The sequence below is a fragment of the Catelliglobosispora koreensis DSM 44566 genome (genome assembly GCF_000379685.1).
Lineage (GTDB): Bacteria > Actinomycetota > Actinomycetes > Mycobacteriales > Micromonosporaceae > Catelliglobosispora > Catelliglobosispora koreensis.
Genome location: NZ_KB903250.1, coordinates 194,347 through 213,684 on the forward strand (window position 1 = coordinate 194,347; position 19,338 = coordinate 213,684).

The following is a 19,338-nucleotide window of genomic DNA, read 5'->3' on the forward strand; positions in this document are numbered from 1 at the left end:
ACTGGTCCCCATGAATCCAACGAGACGCTCACTGCTCACCGGAGGCGCAGCGGCAGCCGCGGCCACTTTCTTAGCAACGCCAGCGCTCGCGGCGCTTCCTGTCGTGGACATGGAAATGGTGCTGCTGGCGGCGCAGGTTGACCCGCCCAAGCCGAACACCGGCCTCACCCCAGGGGCCAGTGCCAGTGTCATTGAAGTCGAGCGGGCTCTGAGTGCCAAAGGACTGCTCTCCTCGGGTGCTGTCGACGGGCACTACGGGACATCCACGGTGTCGGCTTATGCCGCGTGGCAGCGGTCGCTGGGTTACACCGGCATCGACGCCAACGGCATCCCCGGCCCGAGTTCGCTGACATCACTGGGAAGCGGGCGCTACACGGTCACCCGCACCGTGTCCACGGGGTCGCGCACAGACTCTTACGGTGGGAAGCGCGTCAATACTCGTACCCGCAATATGCTGGCCGCGGCAGACGGGATGCTCTCCTGGAGTCTCGTCATCACGCAGGGTTCTTACACCTCTTCAAACCCCTCCTCAGCTGGTACTCACGATGGCGGTGGCGTGGTCGACATCTCCGTGACCAACCTGACCACGACACAGCGCTGGCAGACCATCAAAGCCCTGCGCACGGTCGGTTTCGCGGCCTGGCTGCGCAACCCGTCGCAAGGCGACTGGCCCTATCACATCCACGCCGCTGCGGTGTCTGACCCTGATCTCGCCTCGGCCGCGCGCAACCAGATCCACGACTACTACTTCGGCAAGAACGGCCTGGCCAACCACGCCGCCGATGACACCCCGACCGCCTATCGCATGCCGTTCACGTGGTGGGAGAAATACCTGCGCGGTTAGCTGTCGCTTCCACGACAACAAGTTTTGGTTGGTACTGGCCCGGCCCGCTTCTCCTACAGGTGTCAAAAGCAAAAACCTGAGGAGGAAGCCATGAAACATCTCGCCAGACTGATCGTCGCCGCGGCGGTGGCCGTGGCCGGGCAGGTCGTCACGATCAGCCCGAGTTCGGCCGCCGTCGCCACTACGCCTCTATCCTTCGGTGTCGACGAGCGGGTACAGCCCGCTGTCGCGCTGGTTGAGCCGGCTGAAGGAAACCGCGACCCGCGCCCGGTCGGCGCGATGATGCTGCCCAATGGGTCCACTGTGGAACTGGTGACCGGGGAACTCATTGTCCACACCCGCGACCAGGCCGAACTGGACGGATTCTTGCAGCGCTGGAACGGCCAGATCATTGACTCGTTCCCGGCCGACGCCGACGGTCAGGATCACCTGATCAAGGTGGACCCGAGCCTGGCCAACCCGGCCACGGTCGCCGAAGACCTCCTCGTTAGCGAGCCACGCCAGTCCGGCGCCTACCGAGTCAGCGATGACGCCACCTTGCGGTTGCTGTCCATCGCCGCCGCCGAGTGGAAGCTTGGCACCGAGGTCGTCATCGACTGGCTGACCGAGCCGCACAGCATCGAATCTGGCAACGTTTCTGAAGCGGCCGACCTTCCGGCCAACGTCTTCGACTGGTCGTTCATGCGCGCTGGCGGCACACACGACACCGGTGTCGCGGCAGCTTGGCAATTGTTGCAGACCAAGGGAAAGCTGACTCCGCAGATCCGCTACATGGTGGTGGACGGCGGTTTCAAGGGCAACCCTGACTTCCCGTCGAACGCGACGATCCGCAAGACGTCATGGGGCGACACGAACGCGATGAAGTGTGGCGGCAACCCCTGCCCTTGGCACGGAACGGATGTCATCCTCTCGGGCATTGGCCGCGTGGGCAACAACTATGGCACGGCTGGGCCGGGCGGTCCGGTGACCGACACCGTGATCGCGGTCGGCAACAGCCTGGACTACTGGTCCATCATGCGCCGCACCGAGAAGATGGCCGAGGAAGAGGACCCGGACGTCGTCAACATGAGCTTCGGCCGCTCCGTGAACGTTGGTGTCTGGCACGCTCGCACGTGGACCGACCGCCGGATGAAGCACGTGCGTGACACCGGTGCCCTGATCGTCGCGTCGGCTGGCAACAGTGGCGTGAGTGTCGACAGCGACACCCTTGTCATCCCTTGCGAAAGCACCCACGTGATGTGCGTCGGCGGTTACGGCGACACGACAGCCCGGCACCCGAACTCCAACTACGGCCAGGGCGACAGCACGACGTCGGTGGAGATCTACGCCAAGTACTGCTTGAAGAGCATCGCTGACCCGGCTGACCCGTACAACAACCTCGCGACCCGTACCGCTTGTGGCACCAGCTTCTCCTCGCCGTTCGTCGGTGGCGTGGCCGCTCTCGTGATGGCCGCCAACCCGGCCCTCACCTCAGCTCAGGTTCGCGACATCCTCAACGACACCGCGCACGTTGGCGGTCTCGGCGCGGAGGTCACGGGAAGCCAGCGTCGCGTCAACGCCCTTGGCGCGGTGGCGAAGGCACTAGGCGTTCAGATCACCAACCCGATCGTGAACATCGAGCAGCCGACGGCGAACAAGGAGGTCCAACTTGGACACTGGGTCGACCTCAAGGGCACGGCTAAGGACTTCATGGGCCGTGACGTCGACATCAAGTGGACGAGCAACCTCGACGGCAACATCGGCACCGGAACGTGGACCGGCACGGACAGTCTTGAGGCTGGCACGCACCTCATCACCGCGACCGCCACGGACAGCACCGGGCGCGTCGGCACCGATACCGTTACCATCAAGGTGATTGACACCCCGGCTCAGGTGCAGCTGATCTCACCACAGGTGGGTCTCAACACCTACGCCGGAACCCTTGTCCCGCTGACGGCACAGACGCTCGACCCGGACACCAACGCGCCCGTCCCGAACGTCCAGACCGCATGGGAGATTCGCCGCAACGGTGTCATCGTGCACACCGCCATCGGGCACAACGCTGACCTTCCGGCGAGCAAGGCACTTGCCGGTTCCTACACGGCGAAGTTCACCGCGGCAGGGGTTTCGGCTCAGCGCTCCTTCACCATCAAGGCGGTCCCGGCGGGCCAGAACGCGCCCACCGCGACGATTACCAAGCCCGCGACGAACATCACGGTGCAATCGCTGCACGGCGACCCCGTGAGCGTCCAGTTCACCGGCAGCGGCACGGACGTGCAGGACGGCGCGATCGCCGGCACGCGCTACCGCTGGACCGCACACAGCGGCAGTGAATCGCGGGTCCTGTGCGAGGGAAGCAATGTCCCGGGCTCAGGCAACGGTGGCATCGTGTTCCCGAAGAACTGCGCTAACTTCACCGGCCAGCTCACCCTCGCCAACGGCGACTTGGCCACCACGACCTGGACCGTGGTCCTGGAGGTGTTCGACTCGGCTGGCCTAGTCGGCACCGACTCGGTGAACGTGACGGTGAACCTGGTCATCCTGTAAAGCACCTGAGCAGAAAATGGGGCGGCTCCTCGCGAGCCGCCCCATTAGAGTCGGAACGTGGAAATCATCTGTGACGAATCGGGCTACGAGGGCGATAAGCTCATCGACACCACCACGGATGTCTTCGCCCACAGCAGCATCCGCATAACGGACGCTGAGGCGGCCAGCTGCATGCAGGAGCTGCGAGACCGAATTCGTTCTCCCGCAACGCAATACAAGTCCAACCACATCCTGCGGGAAAAACACCGGGAAGTCTTGCGCTGGCTGCTCGGGCCGCAGAGCCCGTTGCAGGGCAAGGCGAGTGTCTATCTGATCGACAAAGAGTTCTTTATCCGCCGCCGATTCCCCGAAGCGCTGCCGCATGACAAAGCCGCATTGATTGCCGCCAACGAAGAATTGCGCGCGCTAGCACGCGTTCGTCCCACGGATCCTGAGGCGGCCCTTGACCCGCTGATTCCAGCGATCGTGGCCGCGGTTCAGTATTGGGACGATGGCACCCAGCCGGTCACCGTCGTGCACGACCGGCAGAAAACCCTGACGCCTGAGCGCATTGAACTCATCAGACAGCTGCTAAACGGCCGCCTCGGCAGCCTGACGTTCGCCGATTCCGGAATGGACATCCGCGTTCAGATCACCGACGTCATCGGCGGAGCGGTGCGAAAGGTCGCCACTGACGAACTGAACGGCCACGGTGATCCGAGCCTGACCCGGTTACTCAGCGCGTTCGTCAACCCGGCGTCCGTGTGGGCCGACGCGCGCAGCTGGGCCGAGATCAGCCGTCAATGATGAGGCTCGCCGTGATGGTGGTGCCGATCTGGCTGGAGTCGATAGTTAACCGTTCACAGAACATGCGCACGGTCCACAGCCCACGCCCGCCCCACGGGTCGGACACGGACGGTGGCTGCCAGCCCGCGCGATGAGGGTGCACGAGGCCCGGCCCGAAGTCGCTCACCTGGCAGTAGACCCGCCGGCCGCGGCGCAGCAGGCGCAGGCGCCCAGCGCCACCTCCGTGCACGATCACGTTGGTGATCAGTTCGTCGGCGATCAAAGCCAGCACGAAGCACGCATGATCAGGCAATTTCCACGTGGTGGCGTGGCTGGACACCTGGGATCGCACGTGGTCGAGATCACCACTGACGAACGGCCCTGGGACCAGAAGCTCTGTCACCTGCGAAACGGTACCCCGTCACGCCGCGTTGTATGCGTCGGAGGCTATCCGTAATGTCTCGATAAACTCTCTGTACAGGCTGTCCGCTATGAGTAGTTCTTCGTGCGTTCCGCGCGCTCTGATCCGGCCGTCCTGCATCACGATGATGGTGTCGGCGTCAATGACCGTCGATAGCCGGTGAGCGATCGTCACGACGGCGCCTTGAGCTGCCCGCCGGCGTACGCAGTCGTGAATGGCCGCTTCCGTGAGCGCGTCGACCTGCGCGGTGGCCTCGTCGAGGAGCAGCACGTCAGGGGTGCGAAGGATGGCTCGGGCCAAAGCGATGCGCTGGCGTTCTCCACCGGAGACTGACGTGGCCGATAGCGGACTGTCCAGCCGGTCCGCCAGTCCCGTGAGCTGAACCTCCTCCAGCACTCGCCTGACTTCAGCGTCACTGGCCCCGGGATAGCTGTAAAGCAGGTTCTCCCTGATGGTTCCGGGCACAACCGGCGTCTCTTGCTCCACATAGGCCAGTCGTTGCCGGATGCCCGCGTGCGTCTGTTCGCGGTAGGGCTGGCCCTCCAGGCGCATCTCCCCTTGTGCCGGCTCCAGGAAGCGCAGCATCAGCGAGAAGAGCGTCGTCTTTCCAGCGCCCGTTGGTCCCACGATGGCCACGTGGCCGCGGCGGGGAATCGTCAAGTCGATGTCATGAACCGCGGGTGCCATCCCCGGCCCATAGGCGGCCGTGACGCCACGCAGCTCCAGCACCGGTGCGCTGGGGTTCGGCACTACTGCCTCCACTGTGGACAGTGGCTGGATCTCCTGCTCCAGTGAGTCCAGCTCCCTGATGCGTCCTGCCGCGGCGATTCCAGACTGCATCGCCGTGACGTTCTGGCTGATCTCCGTAATCGGCCCCATCAAGCCAAAGGCGTAGAGCAGAAACGCGATCAGGCTCGACACCTCCAGCAGGCCTTCGCTCACGCGAAAGGCACCGATGCCGAGGATGAGGATGATGGCGAACTGAATGCCGGTCCACGAAATCGTCCACGCGAGCGCCTCTTTGCGTACGGCCTGGATGCTGTAGCGGGCGGATTCCTTGGCGTCATTGATAATCCGGTCGGCCTGCCGCCGTTCGGCCAGGCTCACCTTCACGGTGCGGATCGCTCGCAGTGATCCCTCAAGCATCCCTCCGAGCAGGCCCAGATGATCCTGCGCGCTCTCCTTTGCTTTGGCGATCGCCGGCATCAACAGGGCGAACAGAATGCCGACGACAATCACCGACCCGATCGTCGCGCCGAGCAGCACCATATCCAGAAAGCCCATCAGGATAAGCGTTCCGGCGAGCATGACCGTTCCGTTGATCAGGCCAACGACGCTTGAAGAGGCGGCTTCGCGCAGGAGCACGGTGTCCGACGTGACCCGTGCGACCAGTTCTCCCGGGGGCTTCTTCGTCACCTCCGGCACCGTCGCGCCAAACAGGCGGCGCAGCAGCGATTCCCGTGCCGCCAAGACGACCCGTTCACCCAAAGAGCCAAGCAAGTTCCATTGGGCGTACCAGATAACGCTCCCCATGATCAGGAGGAAGCCAAGAGCCGCGACGGGCTCGGCGATCGAGCCTGAGCCGCCGAGTGAGTCGAGCACCCACTTGGTCACGAGCGGCGTGGCTAGTCCCATGGCTGAGCCGAGCAGCGCCAGCACGAGTCCCAGGCTGAGCACCCGCACGTGGGGCCGGGCATATGTCCAGAGGAGGCCGAACCGGGCACTTGTGGAGTCCACACTCATGTCCCATAGTGGAACAGAGGTGTTCCACTATGGTCAAGTGATTAACCGCACTGATGATGTCTTAAGGTATGGCCCATGAGCGACGAGACGATGGTCCGAGCCCGCACACGCAGGGCGATCCTGGACGCCGCCGTGCTCACGTTGTCGCAAAATCACGGCGCTTCCCTGGGCGACATCGCCTCGTGCGCTGGTGTCGGGCGCACCACGCTGCATCGCTACTTCGCCGACCGCTCCGAGTTGACCAAGGCGCTCAGCAAGCATGTGCTGGAACGGATCGAAACGGCGACCGTGCGCGCGGTGCTGGCGGAAGGTCCGGTGCCGCAAGCACTTGAGCGCCTGTGCCAGGAATACTTCGAGCTCGGCGACATCATGATGTTCATGTTCGCCGACCCTGACGTGATGGGCGGGCCGGAGTGGAAAGAACCGACGCCCTCTGATCACGCCCTGCTGAAGCTGGTCGAACGCGGTCACAGCGACAAGTCAATCGATCCGGAAGCCACTCCCCTGTGGGTGCAGCAGGTCATGTGGGCGATGCTCTTCGCTGCCTGGCAGCACACCCGGGAGAACAACGTCCCTAAGCACCAGGCGCTTAGCCTGTGCCTGCGGAGCCTGCGAAAGGCGATCGCCGCTTAGGATGGCCCTCATGGCCGCACCAACCCTCACGGTCGCCGTGGTGCAGACGGCGCCCCGCTTTGGCGATGTCTTAGCCAATGTCCACTCTGGAGTGACCGCCATCGGCGCTGCCGGAGCTCCACTCGTCGTGTTTCCAGAAATGTCGCTAGTTGGTTATGACTTGGATTGTCTGTCCGATCCAGACAGTTGGGTCAGTGCCAACGATCCCCGGCTGGACCCGTTGCGGCAAGCCGCCATTGACGCAGGCGTGACCGCTGTCATCGGGGCCGCCTATCGCGACGAGGACGGCAAGCCGCTCCTCGCGGCACTCGTGCTCGGTCCTGATGGCTCGCTCGACGTGCATGGCAAGCAAAACTTGCACGGCCGGGAGCGGGCACTCTTCCAGCCTGGCGGCCCGAGCCGTCTGCTAACCATCGATGGCTGGCGGATCGCGCTCGCCATTTGCTACGACGCGGGCGTTCCGGTTCACGCGCAAACCGTTGCCGCGATGGGTGCCGAGCTCTATGCCGGATCGGCTCTCTACTCCGTGGAAGAAGCGCGCCGGATCGACCTTCATTTCGCCTCCCGCGCCATGGACCACCGCATGTACGCGGCGGTGGCCAACTTCGCGGGAACCGGCCCCGGCTGGGTGTCGTGTGGCGGCAGCGGTTTCTGGCACCCAGATGGCCGGCGGTTGCGCCAAGCGGCAACCGAACCGGCCATCGTGGTTATGGAGTTGTCTCGCGATGAGCTAGAAGCCTTGCGGGTCAAGGATGCTCAGGCCGGCTATCCGCGTGGCATCACGTCCAGCGGAACAGCTTCTTAGCCACCAGCCACGCGATGATGCCGTAGCCGGCCAGCACACCGAGGTGCAGCCACTGCGGCCACGAACCAGCGCTAGCGTCCTGCATCGCTTGCACCCCAGCGCCCAGCGGGGTGAAGTCGCTGATGCCGCGGATGGTCTCGGGCATCACTTCGCGTGGCACCCACAACCCGCCGAAGAACATCAGCGGGAAGAACAGCACCGTCCCGATCCCTTGCGCCACCTTGCTGCTGCGCAAGCTGGCGAGCACCAGCCCGATGCCGAAGGACGCCGCGCAGCACAGGATGAACGCGACCACGAAGGCACCAAGGTTGCGTGGCACCGAAACCCCGAAGGCCGCCCGTCCGATACCCAGCACCAGTAGTGAACCGGTGAACAGGATCGCCAACTGCACAAGTGCTTGCGACATCAGCACATCGCCAGGCCGTGCTGGCGTCGTGGCGAACCGCTTCAGGATGCCCCGTTCCCGGTAGGTCGCGATCGGGATGGGCATCGTCGTGAGGCCCACCATGGTGATGGTCACACCTAGCAGGATCGGCACATAGAGCGCGATGACGGACCGTCCGCCGAGCGCTGGATCGGGAGCACGAAACGAGGGAATGCTGCCCAGAATCGCCAGGATCATGGGGCTCATCACGATGCCGAGGAACACGCTGGAGATGTCACGCAAGTAGAGCTTGAACTCGGTGCGGATCAGGGTCGCGTTCATTTGTCTTCTCCTGTCAGCGATTCGCCGGTGAGCATGATGAAGGCGTCGTCGAGGCTGGGCTGCGCGACACGCAGGTTGACGGGGCCGAGCTGTTGCCGGCTCAGTTCGGTCACGACTTCGGTGAGGGTGTTCGAGTCTCCGGTGATCACAAGTTCGCCTTCGGTTTGCTCCACTGTGGACACTGAGGCCAAAGCTCGCAGTGACACAGTGTCCGCCAGCGCGGCCGTGCTAAACCGCAGGACCTGACCGGTCGCCACGCGTGCGGTCAGCCCCGACGGGCTGTCGATCGCGGCGACTTCCCCTTGGTGGATGACGGCGATGCGGTCACACAACCGTTCCGCCTCATCCATGAAGTGCGTCACCAGCAGGATGGTCACGCCGCGGTCGCGCACGTCGGAGATGAGCTGCCACGTTTCGCGGCGGGCCTGCGGGTCAAGCCCGGTGGTTAGCTCGTCGAGGATGGCCACCTTGGGATTGCCGATGAGGGCGAGCGCGATCGACAAACGCTGCTTCTGCCCACCGGAAAGCTTCGCGTAGGGCTTGCGTGCCGAGGAGGCCAGCCCCAGGTCGTCGAGCAGCTGAGCCGCGTTGGCCGGGTTGGGGTAGAACGAGGCGAACAGGTTCAGGGCTTCGGTGACGGTGATGCGGTCCTGCAACATGGACTCCTGCAGCTGCACCCCCACGTGCTGGCGCACCTTGGCGTGGTCACGCTGCGGGTCGAGGCCCAGCACGCGGATGCTTCCGGCGTCGGGAGTCCGCAGGCCGCTGATGCATTCGACCGTCGTGGTCTTGCCCGCGCCGTTGCGGCCGATGATGCCGAAGATCTCGCCGGCCTGCACCTCAAACGTGACTTCCCGCACCGCCTGGTGCCCGCCATATCGCTTCTGTAGCTTCGCGACTTCGATGACTGTCATGCCGATAACGCTAAAAATCCCTGCCCTGACGCGGTATCCGTCTACCTCTCCGCTTGGGGTAGACCTAGCCCCACCCCCGGATTAGACGTAGGCGCACTGTGCACTCCAGCCCGTCCCGGCGACACTGGTCGGGTGAAAGCACTCGCCAAGGGCGCCGGGCTCTTCGGGCTCGCCGTGATCGGATTCCTCGGATCTGTCCTCGTCATCGCCTCGTTCGCGCCTGGATTCGGGCTCGGCATGGTGTTTTTACTGCCTGCGCCGATTCTTTTCGCCCGCAAAGCGGCCGGGCTCGCGCGGCGCTACACGCTCGCCTGGACCGGCGTGTCGATCGCCACTCCCTATACCCCGGCGCCACCGCCCCCGGTGCGACAGCCCGACGGCTGGTACCGCCGGGATCGTCAGCTTTACCGCAAGCCCTGGCTGCCTTCGATGATGGCCAACCTCGACTGGCTGCTCGGCGACAACGCCACGTGGCGTGACTTGGCCTGGATGCTGCTTTCCCCGTTTACGGGCGGTCTGATCGCCGTGCTGCCGGCCGCCTTGATTGGTGCCGGGATCAGCATGCCGTTCTGGCTTGACCAACGGTGGGCGGGCCTGCTGGCCGGTGCCCTCACTGTCCTCATTGGACTTTTCACGGCTCCATACGCCGTGCGGGTGACCGCGCGTTTCAACAAGCGCATGCTGGGCGGCCCGTTACTGCGGTCTGATGTGGACGATCCCCGGGCCGTGGCGCATCCCATGCGGGAATGGTTTGGCCGCGCTCTCGTGCCCGTGTTGAAGCTCGCCGTTCTGTTTCTGACAAGCATTTTGGGGGTACTCGTCTTCGCCGCCACGGTCGCCGGACTGGTCCTTGGCTACGGCTTGGGCTTGTTCTTCCTGGTGCCGATGGTGCTTGAAGACTTGCGCTGGCTCGCTGACTGGCGGCGCAGCAGCCTGGCCCCGTGGACGGGAGTCTCGATCCCCCGCCCGTATAGGCCTTTCCCTGAAGTGCCACGTTCCGACGACGGCCTCTACCGGGTGGGCAAGAACCTCTACAAGACGCATCGCTGGGCGATGTTCGCCCAGCGCGCCCTGTGGCTAACGAAAGATCCCGCGACATGGCGTGAGGTGCTGTGGCGTGGCACTGACCCGATCATTGGCGGCCTGATCGCTGGCGTACCGGTTCTCCTTGTGGGATATGGCATCTGGGGATTCGCGCTGCCGCGCGTGGTCCAGCTGCTGTTCGACGGCCACAGCGGAGCCTGGTATGGCCACGTGGCTGGCCAAGCCTGGCCAGCGGTCCCGGTCGGGTTGCTGCTGGCTTGGGTGGGGATAGCCCTGGCACCAAAGGCTTTGAAGCTGCACGGGCAGTGGAGCAAACTGCTCCTCGGCGCGAACACGGATGCCGTTCTGGCGCAACGGGTTGAGCAACTGACCGTCAGCCGCGCGGAGGCCTCCAACGCCTCCGCCGCCGAGCTGCGCCGCATTGAGCGCGATCTGCACGATGGCACGCAAGCCAGACTGGTCGCGCTGGGACTGAGCCTCGCCGCGATAGAGCGTTTGATGGACACCGATCCGCCCGCGGCCAAGGAACTCATCGGCAAGACGAGGGAGGCGGCGGCGACAGCGCTTAGGGAACTGCGTGAAGTCGTGCGGGGCGTTCATCCACCTGTGCTCGCCGAACGCGGGCTCGTCGACGCGGTCCGGGCGCTGGCGCTCGATAGCCCGGTGACGGCCCGCGTGAGCACGACGGTCACCCGGCGCTTCCCGGATCCCATTGAGGCGGCGGCCTATTTCGCCGTGGCGGAGGCGCTTGGCAACGCGGCCCGGCACGCTGAGGCGGCCAACGTGGACATCAGCTTGGACGAGACCGATGACCTGCTGCGCATCGTGGTACGCGACGACGGCCACGGTGGCGCCGATCCCGGCCGGGGCAGTGGGTTGCGCGGCCTCGCCCGGCGCCTGGGTATCTTCGACGGGACTGTCGCCATTTCCAGCCCACCTGGCGGCCCGACCGAGCTGACCATGGAGATCCCATGCGCGTCGTCCTTGCCGAGGACCTCTACCTCCTGAGGGAGGGTCTGTCGCAGCTCTTGCGCGCGCACGGATTCGAGATCGCGGCGGCGGTGGAGTCGGGGCCGGAACTGTCCGCCGCGCTCGCTGAGCACCGCCCAGACGTGGCTGTCGTGGACGTCCGGCTGCCGCCGTCCTACACCGACGAGGGTTTGCGGGCCGCCATCGAGGCACGGCGCCAGGTGCCTGGACTACCCGTCCTAGTCCTGTCGCAACATGTTGAGCAGCTCTACGCCCGCGAACTGCTGGCCGACGGCTCCGGCGGCGTGGGTTACCTGCTCAAGGACCGCGTGCTCAACGCCGATCAGTTCATCGATGCGGTCAACAGGGTCGCCTCGGGCGGAACTGTCATGGACCCTGACGTCATCGCGAAGCTCCTCGCGAACCGTCCTGCGGCAGGCCGGATCGATCAGCTGACCGCGCGGGAACGTGAAGTCTTGGCACTGATGGCCGAAGGCCGCTCCAACGCCGCTATATCTCAGCGCCTGTTCGTCAGCGAAGGAGCCGTTGGCAAGCACACGGCCAGTATCTTCACCAAGCTCAATCTGTCCGTGTCCGATGACGACAACCGCCGTGTGCTCGCCGTCCTGGCCTACCTCAACTCCCTACGCTCCCAGGCGTAGGAACAGAGCCGTCCGCAGACGGATGTGTCCTCTCGCCGGGCCGGTGAGGATAGGCGCCATGGTCAAGACACCCCGCCGCATCTGGCTCCTTTCCACCGTCGCTGTGATCGTTGGCTCGGTTCTCGTCCTGCCCTACCTGCTGTTCGACGTGGAGACCAGCCGCATCGAGACATCGAGCGACATGCACTACGGATTGCTAGTGACGCACGTGCTCACGGCGTTCATAGCGCTGGCGTTGGGGCCGTTGCAGTTCATGCCAACGGTTCGCGCTCGCCGCAAGGTTCACCGCGTCATCGGCCGCACCTATCTGCTGGCCGGTGTGGTGCCCGCGGGGCTAACCGGCATTCCGGTCGCCCTCCTATCTGGACGGTTGCTAACCCAGATAGGACTAGCCATTCCGGCCGTGTTGTGGCTCGTGACCGGATGGCTCGCCTACCGGGCGGCCCGTCAGCGGGACTTCGCCGCTCACCGAGCGTGGATGATGCGCAACTACGCCTTGACGTTTCTCGCCGTGACCGCGCGCATCCTGGTGCCCTTGTTCATGCTCGCGCAGCTGCCGTTTCGCTCTGGCGTCACGCCAGATCAGCTGGCCGCGGACATGATTCCGGTCGGGCAAGCGTTGAGCTGGATCGTCAACCTCGCCCTCGTTGAGTTCCTCCTTCGCCGCCGCGCGCTAGAAGCGCGGGCTTGAGGCAAGGTCGAGCGCGTCCCACAACTCGTGCGCGTTTTCGAACGTTTGGCCGTTTCCCAGCCGTCCGAGCATGGTGAGCACCGTGTCCGGGGCGTTGCCCGACCGAGCGGCGTTGAGCAGGCCCTCGCGGTCGGCGGGAAATGCCGAACGAGGCAGGTAGCTGCCGATCAGGGCACGTTCGTCACGGTAATCAGGGTCGCGGTCATCGCCGGTGTCGACACCGTGATGCCCTAGCGGAGTCAGGGTGGGCTCTGGTTCGCCGTCTGCCGGTGGTTCGGCCTCACGCCATGACTCAGAGCGCGTGGTGCCGGGGCTTCCTTGCAGGTAGCCCCGGACTTCCTGCGCCAATTGCTCGTCCAAGCGTGGTCCGTGTTTGCTGTTTGCCCGGTCAGTCATAGTTGGGGACTACCCAGGTTCATGTCGGCTTAACCTGTTATGTACACCCTAAGCGCGCATCACCGTGGCGATCGGTATGCGTGCCGCGCGGATCGCCGGGATGAGGCCACCGAGCAGCCCGGCGATCAGGCCCGCGATGATTCCCGCGACCCCTGCTTGCCAAGGGAACGAAATGTCGGCCAAAGACGCGGATTGCCCGGCGAGGAAACCACGGGCGAAACGCAGGCCCAAAGCGGCGCAGCCAATGGCGGCGGCTGCGGTTAATAAGCCGGTGAGCAGGGTTTCGGCGAGCACGATTCCGGCCAGCAACGTGCGAGGCGTGCCGACCGCACGCCGCAACGCGAACTCCTCAATGCGTTCGCCGACCGTAGCCAGGCCCACGTTCAAAATGCCGGCCACGCCGATCAGCAGCACGAGCCCGGCCATGCCCAGAAACACCCAGCGCAGCAAGGAAAGCTGGTCCTCCACCATCTCAGCCGACTGCACCGGATGGGCGTTGAGCCCTTCGGCGTGCTTGTCGCCTGCCGCGACAAGCCGCGTCTTCAGGATCTGCATGACGTCGGCAGCCTCGGGAGCGAGCAGCATCTGGGCGCTAGCGTTGGCCAGCGCGCCCGGCTGCAGCCAGTTGAAAAGCTCGTCCATACGCAGGTAGGCCCGCGGCTCCATCATGCCGTCATCGACGACGCCGACGATACGGGGTGTGAGGTTGGCGGTGGCACCGCTGATCTGCATTTCGGCAGGAATCTGGTACGTACTGAAAAACTTGGCGGCATCCTTGTTCAACACGATGCGGGGTGACAGACCAGGGCTGCCGGAAAAGTTGAGCCACTCCCCGCTAATGAGCCGGAATTCCCGGAACTGGCGCACGTCGGCAGACATCGCCATGACCCGCATCTCAACAGCTTTGCCTTGCGGCTTCGGGCGTGCCGCCGCGTTGGGGTCCTCCCAGCAGCCCTGGAAATCGCAAATGATGCCGGCGGGCGGACCGCCACCCCGGCCGGCGTGCTCAAATGGCGCACCGCCAGGATTGAGCGTGGTCACTCCAGGCTCGCCGACCGTTGCCTGCATATCAAGGGACAGCACCACATTGGGCCTGTCCTTAACGGTATCCAGGGCGATCTCGATCGTTTTGGAGCCGCCCGGCAGAAAGGTCTCTAGCGTTCCGTCTTTGCCCATGCTGAGTTCCACATTGGACAGTGCGGCCGCGCGTGCCGTTTCCGCCCCCGCCTGCACCACGACCACGGCCAGTACGCCGAGGAAAAGGCTAAGGATGGAAAGAAACGTGCGCAGTTTGCGGGCCCGCATCCCTTGCCCGCCAATGATGAGAGCCGACCGCAGTCGACCGGACAGCCGGATCATACGGCGACCTCCCGCAACTGCCCGTCTTCCAGGCGTAGCACGCGTTCCATCCGGCTCGCGTGTTCCCAGTCGTGCGTGACGAGCACGAGACCGCACCCGTCTTTGGTGGCCGAATGCAGCACGTCGATGACGAGGTTCCCCGTTTCGGTGTCCAGGGCGCCCGTGGGCTCGTCGGCCAGCAGCATCTTGGGCTCGCGGACGAGGGCACGCGCGATGGCGACCCGTTGTTGCTCGCCGCCAGAAAGCTTGGGCGGCTTGTGTTTGGCTAAGTGGGCGACCCCGACGCGGTCCAATGCGGACAGCACCTTGGCCCGGCGTTTGCGGCGCGGCAGCCAGCCTTGCCCATTCACCAGAGCCATCGCGACGTTCTGCGCGGCGGTCAGATGCTTGAGCAGGAAGAAGCGCTGGAACACGAAGCCGAACTCGGCACTGCGCAACGCGGCTGCTTTGCGCTCGGGGAGCCGGGTGATATCCCGTTCTCCCAGCAGGTATTGGCCATCGTCAGCCCGGTCGAACAGCCCGACAAGACTCAGCAGCGTGCTTTTCCCAGAACCGGACCGGCCCAGCACGGCGACACCTTCTCCACTGTGGACAGTCAGGTCCACGCCGTCGAGGATGGTTCGCGGAGTCTTTTGTCCCTTGAGGATTTTGGTGACCCCGGTCAGCTGAATGAGCGGGGTCATTTCATCACCGGCATGCCCCGGTCGCGGCCACCTTCCGGGGGCGCGAGGGGCAAGTTGGGCCCTGGCACGGCGATGGTCTCCTCGCCAGTCAGCCCCGATTTGATTTCCACCATCTTGCCGTCGGTCAGCCCGAGCACGACGTCTCTGGTTTCCTTGCTGCCATCGGGTTTGACGATGTCGACCTTGCCTTTGCCCTGAGCTCCGGCGACGGCTTCGACCGGAAGCACCAAAGCGTTGGCGGCGCTGGCGGTGACCAGCTCCACCGTCGCACTCGCCCCGTTAATCATCTTGATGTCACCTGGGGCGATGCACACCAGCCGCATCCCGGTCGAGGTCGAACCCGGATCCTGGGGCTGTGGATCTGGACGCCACCCCCCAGAGGGCACAGACCCGTTGGGATCAGGCTGAGTCGGTGGAGCTGGCGCTTCGGGGACAGTCCCCTCGGGCAAAGCGGCGATCGTGCCGAGCACCGTGCAGGCGAAAGGCCCTGGCCCGCCGGCGATTTGGGCCTTCACCGAGCTGAGCGCTCCCGCGATCTTGTAGGCCTGCGCTCCATCGATGTCGGCCACGATTCCATAACCGGCGTACTTCGCCGACACGATCGGCATGCCGGCCTTCACCGTGGCACGATCGTCAACTAAGCGGCCCGCGAACCCCGAACCCGCTGGGACATCAACGTTGTGCCGTTGGCTTCCGGCATAGATCGTGGCGACCCGCGTCGGTTTCGTCGGCGTGCTCGTTGGCGGCTGCACGTTGGCGTAACGCACCTGACCGTCGGCCGGGGCTTCCAGGCCGAAGACCGGGTTCAGCGTCACCTTTCCGTTGAGGCTCAACCGGTTTTCAATGTTCTGCCGTGTGGGCTTGACCGTGGTCAGCGTCGTCCCGCGTGCCAGCAGACCAGGGGTCTCTGGCGATGGCTCAGAAGCGCTGCACGCCCCGGCCACGGAGGTTACGACGGTGCCCAGGCACAAAGTCAGCAGTTGCCGTCGGCGCACAGGTTCCCCTTTGCCTAGTGGACCAAACAGTTACAAGACGCCGCAGGCATGCGTTAAGTTGCGTCACGTTCCAGGACGGCGGCCGAATACCTTCACGGTCGTGCCGATACTGAGCTTTTCCCAGTAGGCGATGGCATCGGCTTGCAGCAAATTGACACAACCGTGCGAACCAGCGGCCATGTCGTGAATGTAAGACGTCGTGGCATGGAATCCGTTGTTGCCCATGATCCGTTGCCAGTAGTAGAGGTACGTCTTGAACGACTCGGTCCAGTTCTTCTGCAGACGCTGGGTGATTTTGTAACTGCCCGTCGGCGTTGGCGCGCCGAGACCGTCGGGGTGGTCATAGCCGGTGCGCGTCACGGTCGGCCCGTAGATGACTTTGCCGTCGCGCATGAGATAAGTCGTCTGGTTGGTCAAGTCAATGCAGGCGGTCAGTTCCGGGCCGGCACCACACTTGGCCGGGTCGCTCGCGAGCAACCGGTTGGCGACACCCCGCGTGGCCGGGCCAGCGACACCATCGTCAGGCTTGAGGCCAAACCGCTTCTGGAATTTCTTGATCGCGGCACAGTCGTCATCGGACTGTGTCCCATCGGCTGATATGTTGCCAAATCCGCCCAGCTTGCTTAGCGCCTGCTCGACTTCAAGCTGGTGCGGGCCTTGCTTGCAGACAGGCTTGGGGGCGGCCGGGGGCGTCGTGACGACGACGCTGGGCTCCGGTGTTGGTGACGCTGTCGGCTCCGGATCTGCCGTTGGCATGGGTTCAGCTGACGGGCTCGCCGAGCCCGCCGCTATCGGCTCCTGCATCTTCGGATTGCAAGCAGCCAAGCTCACCAGCACCGCTATCCCCGCGGTGGCCAGCAGTAATCGCCTCATTGTTCCTCCCCATGCGCGTGTCTGAGCTACACACGCTGGGGAGGATCGTAAGGTTGCACGCTACTTTCTTGGCATCGTGCCCAGGTTCAGGATGTTGCCCTCCGTGTCGGTAAACCAGACGGCCTTCATCTCCTCGGTGACCATCACGTCGCCATCCCATTCCATGCCTTCGTATTCGAAGGTTAGGAACGAAACACCCTTATCGCGCAGAGCCTTTACCTCTTCGTCGAAATGGGCATCGTCGGTCGTGAAGGTGACGGCGGTGGCTTTATTCGTCCCGGCGAACCCGCTCTGATAGACGAATAGCTGGCCCTCGCCACATTTGTAGAACAGTCCCCCTCCCTCACGCAGTTCCGGGCCTTCAGGCTGCAGGCCAAGGGTTCCCTCGTAGAATTTGCGAGCCCGGGCCAGGTCGGAAGCGGGAAGGGTGGCAACAGGCGTCAGTCTGGATAGCATCTTTCCTCCTTCGGCCACTTTTGCCCAGTTTACCGCTAGTAAGTGAGCCCGAAACCCAACGGGAATAATGCGGCTTTTCCGTCACCCGCGTTGGCTGGGTGCCCGCCGTCGGCAGGCCAAGTCATCGGCAGCTTGCCCGACGGCACCTGCCGTCCAAAGAGGACATCAGCCACACCCGCACCTTCCGTTCCAGGCAGCCAAGCCGCGAGCGCCGCGTTCCAGCCATCCAGGTGCGAGCCGATTTCCAGCGGCCTTCCCGAAACCACCACAACCACAGTGGGTACTCCGAGAGCCCGCACCTTCTCCAGAACCGCCTTGTCCTCCCCGTCGAGCCCGGTTCCCTCCATCCGGTCGCCTTCAAATTCGGCGTAGGGCTTTTCGCCGATCACGACAACGGCGACGTCATAGGACTTATCAAGGCCAGACCCGTCCTGCGCGTAAGTAATCGTCGCCCCGCTGCCCGCGACCTCACGGATGCCCTTGAGGATGCTCGTGCCGCCGGGAACCTCTCCTGGGCTGCCCTGCCAGGTCAGGGTCCAGCCGCCGCTCTGGTTGCCCACGTTGTCGGCGTTCTTGCCAGCCACGAAGATCCGTCCCGTCCCGGCCTTTAGTGGCAGCACGCCTGAGTTTTTGAGCAGCACCTGGGACTTGGCGACAGCTTGCCGCGCCAGAGCCCGATGTGGAGCGCTGCCAAACGCGGCGGTGTTGCGGTTGGTCTTGGTGCGCTCGAAGAGACCGAACTCGAATTTCTTCGCCAGGATGCGGCGGTTCGCGTCGTCGATGCGTGACATGGGCACCCGCCCGGCTTCCACTTCTGCCTTGAGCACCTGAATGAACTCACGCCACACCGCCGGTGCCATAACCATGTCCACGCCCGCGTTGATGGCTGTGCGAACGTCCGATGCGGACAGTCCCGGGGCGCCATCGATTTGGTCCACACCGTTCCAGTCCGACACGACGAACCCCCCGAACTTGAGTTCCTCTTTCAAAAGCTTGGTAATCAAGAACTCGCTGCCGTGCACCTTCGTGCCGTTCCAGCTGGAAAACGACACCATCACGGAGGCGACGTTGTGCTTGATCGCCGCTTCATAGGGCGGAAGGTGGAGGCGGCGCAGTTCTTCAATGCTCAGCTCGGTGTTGCCCTGATCCTTGCCTCCGGTCGTGCCGCCGTCGCCAAGGTAGTGCTTCGCGGTCGCCATGACCTGCTGGCTCTGCAAACCCTTGATGACACTGGACATGGACGCGACGATGGCCGGGTCTTCACTGAAGGACTCATAGGTGCGGCCCCAGCGGTCGTCTCGGGCGACACACACGCACGGCGCGAAAGTCCAGTGCACACCGGTCTCGGCGACCTCGGTCGCGGTCGCCGCCCCGATCGCTTCAGCCAGTTGCGGATCACGTGTCGCACCGAGCCCGATGTTGTGCGGGAAGATCGTCGCGCCGGTGACGTTGTTGTGTCCGTGCACGGCATCGGAGCCGTAGATGAACGGAATGCCGAGTGGGGTAGCCAGGGCGGCCTTCTGATAGGCGTCAACCATCGCCACCCAGCCGCCACGGTTGTTGGGCGTGGGCACCGAGCCTCCACCGGACAAGATGGACCCGACGCGGAACTCGGTCACTTCCTCAGGCGAGATCGAGCCCCGCTCGGCCTGAGTCATCTGCCCGATCTTCTCATCGAGACTCATCCGTGCCAGGAGATCCGCGACGCGTTCGGCCACGGGACGTTTGGAATCCCGGAACGGTCCATCCACTTTGGTCTCCGGCGTGCTGTCACAGGACGCGGCGGTGGCCAGAAGCAGGGCGGTTGCCAGCAGGAGGGGGCGCAGGGGACGCATGCCCGGAGTGTAAGCACG

19 protein-coding genes are annotated in these 19,338 nt (G+C 64.4%); 8 read left to right on the forward strand and 11 right to left on the reverse strand.

Translation table 11 applies throughout. The annotated features are described in order from the left end of the window. Nucleotides 1–10: 10 nt before the first annotated feature. From A3E1_RS0107980 to A3E1_RS39445, 3 genes are all read left to right on the forward strand, one after another. Complete coding sequence (locus tag A3E1_RS0107980; RefSeq protein WP_020520230.1) at nt 11–844, forward strand: peptidoglycan-binding protein; 834 nt, start codon at nt 11–13, stop codon at nt 842–844. Between the two features lie 90 nt (nt 845–934). Next, nucleotides 935–3,370, forward strand: coding sequence for a S8 family peptidase (locus A3E1_RS0107985; RefSeq protein ID WP_020520231.1), 2,436 nt, complete (start codon nt 935–937; stop codon nt 3,368–3,370). Between the two features lie 57 nt (nt 3,371–3,427). Further along, complete coding sequence (locus A3E1_RS39445) at nt 3,428–4,156, forward strand: hypothetical protein (RefSeq protein ID WP_020520232.1); 729 nt, start codon at nt 3,428–3,430, stop codon at nt 4,154–4,156. On the opposite strand, the gene A3E1_RS39450 is transcribed toward A3E1_RS39445, so the two are convergent. Together A3E1_RS39450 and A3E1_RS0108000 are read right to left on the reverse strand one after the other, a co-directional pair. Further along, a complete protein-coding gene (locus A3E1_RS39450) occupies nt 4,143–4,538 on the reverse strand; it encodes an ATP-binding protein (protein ID WP_020520233.1) in 396 nt (131 codons plus the stop codon). The two genes, A3E1_RS39445 and A3E1_RS39450, sit on opposite strands and share 14 nt — an antisense overlap. A gap of 18 nt (nt 4,539–4,556) precedes the next feature. Continuing rightward, on the reverse strand, nt 4,557–6,299 hold the full coding sequence (locus A3E1_RS0108000; protein ID WP_020520234.1) for an ABC transporter ATP-binding protein: 1,743 nt from the start codon (nt 6,297–6,299) through the stop codon (nt 4,557–4,559). A gap of 75 nt (nt 6,300–6,374) precedes the next feature. On the opposite strand from A3E1_RS0108000, the gene A3E1_RS0108005 reads away from it, so the two are divergent. After that, on the forward strand, nt 6,375–6,932 hold the full coding sequence (locus tag A3E1_RS0108005; protein ID WP_020520235.1) for a TetR/AcrR family transcriptional regulator: 558 nt from the start codon (nt 6,375–6,377) through the stop codon (nt 6,930–6,932). A 10-nt stretch (nt 6,933–6,942) separates the two neighbouring features. Beyond that, entirely contained in the window at nt 6,943–7,737 is a 795-nt protein-coding gene (locus A3E1_RS39455; RefSeq protein ID WP_020520236.1) for a carbon-nitrogen hydrolase family protein, read from the forward strand. Here A3E1_RS39455 and A3E1_RS0108015 read toward each other — a convergent pair. Beyond that, nucleotides 7,712–8,443 (reverse strand): ABC transporter permease, encoded by a 732-nt coding sequence (locus A3E1_RS0108015; protein ID WP_020520237.1) that lies wholly within the window; start codon nt 8,441–8,443, stop codon nt 7,712–7,714. The two genes, A3E1_RS39455 and A3E1_RS0108015, sit on opposite strands and share 26 nt — an antisense overlap. Next, the gene (locus A3E1_RS0108020) at nt 8,440–9,357 is read right to left on the reverse strand and encodes an ABC transporter ATP-binding protein (RefSeq protein WP_020520238.1); all 918 of its coding nucleotides are present in this window, start codon (nt 9,355–9,357) and stop codon (nt 8,440–8,442) included. Before A3E1_RS0108020 ends, A3E1_RS0108015 begins: the two co-directional genes overlap by 4 nt. 132 nt (nt 9,358–9,489) lie before the next feature. On the opposite strand from A3E1_RS0108020, the gene A3E1_RS39460 reads away from it, so the two are divergent. The 3 genes from A3E1_RS39460 to A3E1_RS0108035 are packed head-to-tail and all read left to right on the forward strand — an operon-like array spanning nt 9,490 to nt 12,723. Beyond that, on the forward strand, nt 9,490–11,409 hold the full coding sequence (locus A3E1_RS39460) for a sensor histidine kinase (RefSeq protein ID WP_020520239.1): 1,920 nt from the start codon (nt 9,490–9,492) through the stop codon (nt 11,407–11,409). Further along, nucleotides 11,373–12,032 carry a response regulator transcription factor gene (locus tag A3E1_RS0108030; protein ID WP_020520240.1) on the forward strand — a complete coding sequence of 220 codons (660 nt, stop codon included), beginning with the start codon at nt 11,373–11,375 and terminating at the stop codon, nt 12,030–12,032. The genes A3E1_RS39460 and A3E1_RS0108030 overlap by 37 nt, the downstream gene beginning before the upstream one ends. Nucleotides 12,033–12,090: 58 nt before the next feature. Beyond that, nucleotides 12,091–12,723: a DUF2306 domain-containing protein gene (locus A3E1_RS0108035; protein WP_020520241.1), complete on the forward strand. Its 633-nt coding sequence runs from the start codon at nt 12,091–12,093 to the stop codon at nt 12,721–12,723. On the opposite strand, the gene A3E1_RS0108040 is transcribed toward A3E1_RS0108035, so the two are convergent. The 7 genes from A3E1_RS0108040 to A3E1_RS0108070 form a co-directional block, all read right to left on the reverse strand. Next, on the reverse strand, nt 12,706–13,119 hold the full coding sequence (locus tag A3E1_RS0108040) for a DUF2795 domain-containing protein (RefSeq protein WP_020520242.1): 414 nt from the start codon (nt 13,117–13,119) through the stop codon (nt 12,706–12,708). The genes A3E1_RS0108035 and A3E1_RS0108040 overlap by 18 nt on opposite strands. A 48-nt stretch (nt 13,120–13,167) precedes the next feature. After that, nucleotides 13,168–14,478 carry an ABC transporter permease gene (locus A3E1_RS0108045; RefSeq protein WP_020520243.1) on the reverse strand — a complete coding sequence of 437 codons (1,311 nt, stop codon included), beginning with the start codon at nt 14,476–14,478 and terminating at the stop codon, nt 13,168–13,170. Next, nucleotides 14,475–15,161, reverse strand: a complete 687-nt coding sequence (locus tag A3E1_RS0108050; protein ID WP_020520244.1) for an ABC transporter ATP-binding protein — start codon at nt 15,159–15,161, stop codon at nt 14,475–14,477. Before A3E1_RS0108050 ends, A3E1_RS0108045 begins: the two co-directional genes overlap by 4 nt. Then, nucleotides 15,158–16,156 carry an efflux RND transporter periplasmic adaptor subunit gene (locus A3E1_RS0108055; protein WP_020520245.1) on the reverse strand — a complete coding sequence of 333 codons (999 nt, stop codon included), beginning with the start codon at nt 16,154–16,156 and terminating at the stop codon, nt 15,158–15,160. Before A3E1_RS0108055 ends, A3E1_RS0108050 begins: the two co-directional genes overlap by 4 nt. Nucleotides 16,157–16,219: 63 nt before the next feature. Further along, nucleotides 16,220–17,029: a L,D-transpeptidase family protein gene (locus A3E1_RS0108060; protein ID WP_020520246.1), complete on the reverse strand. Its 810-nt coding sequence runs from the start codon at nt 17,027–17,029 to the stop codon at nt 16,220–16,222. A gap of 60 nt (nt 17,030–17,089) precedes the next feature. After that, nucleotides 17,090–17,485, reverse strand: a complete 396-nt coding sequence (locus A3E1_RS0108065) for a VOC family protein (protein ID WP_020520247.1) — start codon at nt 17,483–17,485, stop codon at nt 17,090–17,092. Between the two features lie 35 nt (nt 17,486–17,520). Then, entirely contained in the window at nt 17,521–19,320 is a 1,800-nt protein-coding gene (locus A3E1_RS0108070) for a glycoside hydrolase family 3 protein (RefSeq protein WP_020520248.1), read from the reverse strand. Nucleotides 19,321–19,338 lie beyond the last annotated feature (18 nt).

Bases quoted from the DNA above. Each gene is read 5' to 3' on its own strand.
- A3E1_RS0108000 (WP_020520234.1), bottom strand. From the start codon at position 6,299: ATGAGTGTGGACTCCACAAGTGCCCGGTTCGGCCTCCTCTGGACATAT.
- A3E1_RS0108070 (WP_020520248.1), bottom strand. From the start codon at position 19,320: ATGCGTCCCCTGCGCCCCCTCCTGCTGGCAACCGCCCTGCTTCTGGCC.
- A3E1_RS0108050 (WP_020520244.1), bottom strand. From the start codon at position 15,161: ATGACCCCGCTCATTCAGCTGACCGGGGTCACCAAAATCCTCAAGGGA.
- A3E1_RS0108040 (WP_020520242.1), bottom strand. From the start codon at position 13,119: ATGACTGACCGGGCAAACAGCAAACACGGACCACGCTTGGACGAGCAA.
- A3E1_RS0108015 (WP_020520237.1), bottom strand. From the start codon at position 8,443: ATGAACGCGACCCTGATCCGCACCGAGTTCAAGCTCTACTTGCGTGAC.
- A3E1_RS39455 (WP_020520236.1), top strand. From the start codon at position 6,943: ATGGCCGCACCAACCCTCACGGTCGCCGTGGTGCAGACGGCGCCCCGC.
- A3E1_RS0108065 (WP_020520247.1), bottom strand. From the start codon at position 17,485: ATGCTATCCAGACTGACGCCTGTTGCCACCCTTCCCGCTTCCGACCTG.
- A3E1_RS0108005 (WP_020520235.1), top strand. From the start codon at position 6,375: ATGAGCGACGAGACGATGGTCCGAGCCCGCACACGCAGGGCGATCCTG.
- A3E1_RS0108035 (WP_020520241.1), top strand. From the start codon at position 12,091: ATGGTCAAGACACCCCGCCGCATCTGGCTCCTTTCCACCGTCGCTGTG.
- A3E1_RS0107980 (WP_020520230.1), top strand. From the start codon at position 11: ATGAATCCAACGAGACGCTCACTGCTCACCGGAGGCGCAGCGGCAGCC.
- A3E1_RS0107985 (WP_020520231.1), top strand. From the start codon at position 935: ATGAAACATCTCGCCAGACTGATCGTCGCCGCGGCGGTGGCCGTGGCC.
- A3E1_RS0108060 (WP_020520246.1), bottom strand. From the start codon at position 17,029: ATGAGGCGATTACTGCTGGCCACCGCGGGGATAGCGGTGCTGGTGAGC.
- A3E1_RS0108030 (WP_020520240.1), top strand. From the start codon at position 11,373: ATGCGCGTCGTCCTTGCCGAGGACCTCTACCTCCTGAGGGAGGGTCTG.
- A3E1_RS0108020 (WP_020520238.1), bottom strand. From the start codon at position 9,357: ATGACAGTCATCGAAGTCGCGAAGCTACAGAAGCGATATGGCGGGCAC.
- A3E1_RS0108045 (WP_020520243.1), bottom strand. From the start codon at position 14,478: ATGATCCGGCTGTCCGGTCGACTGCGGTCGGCTCTCATCATTGGCGGG.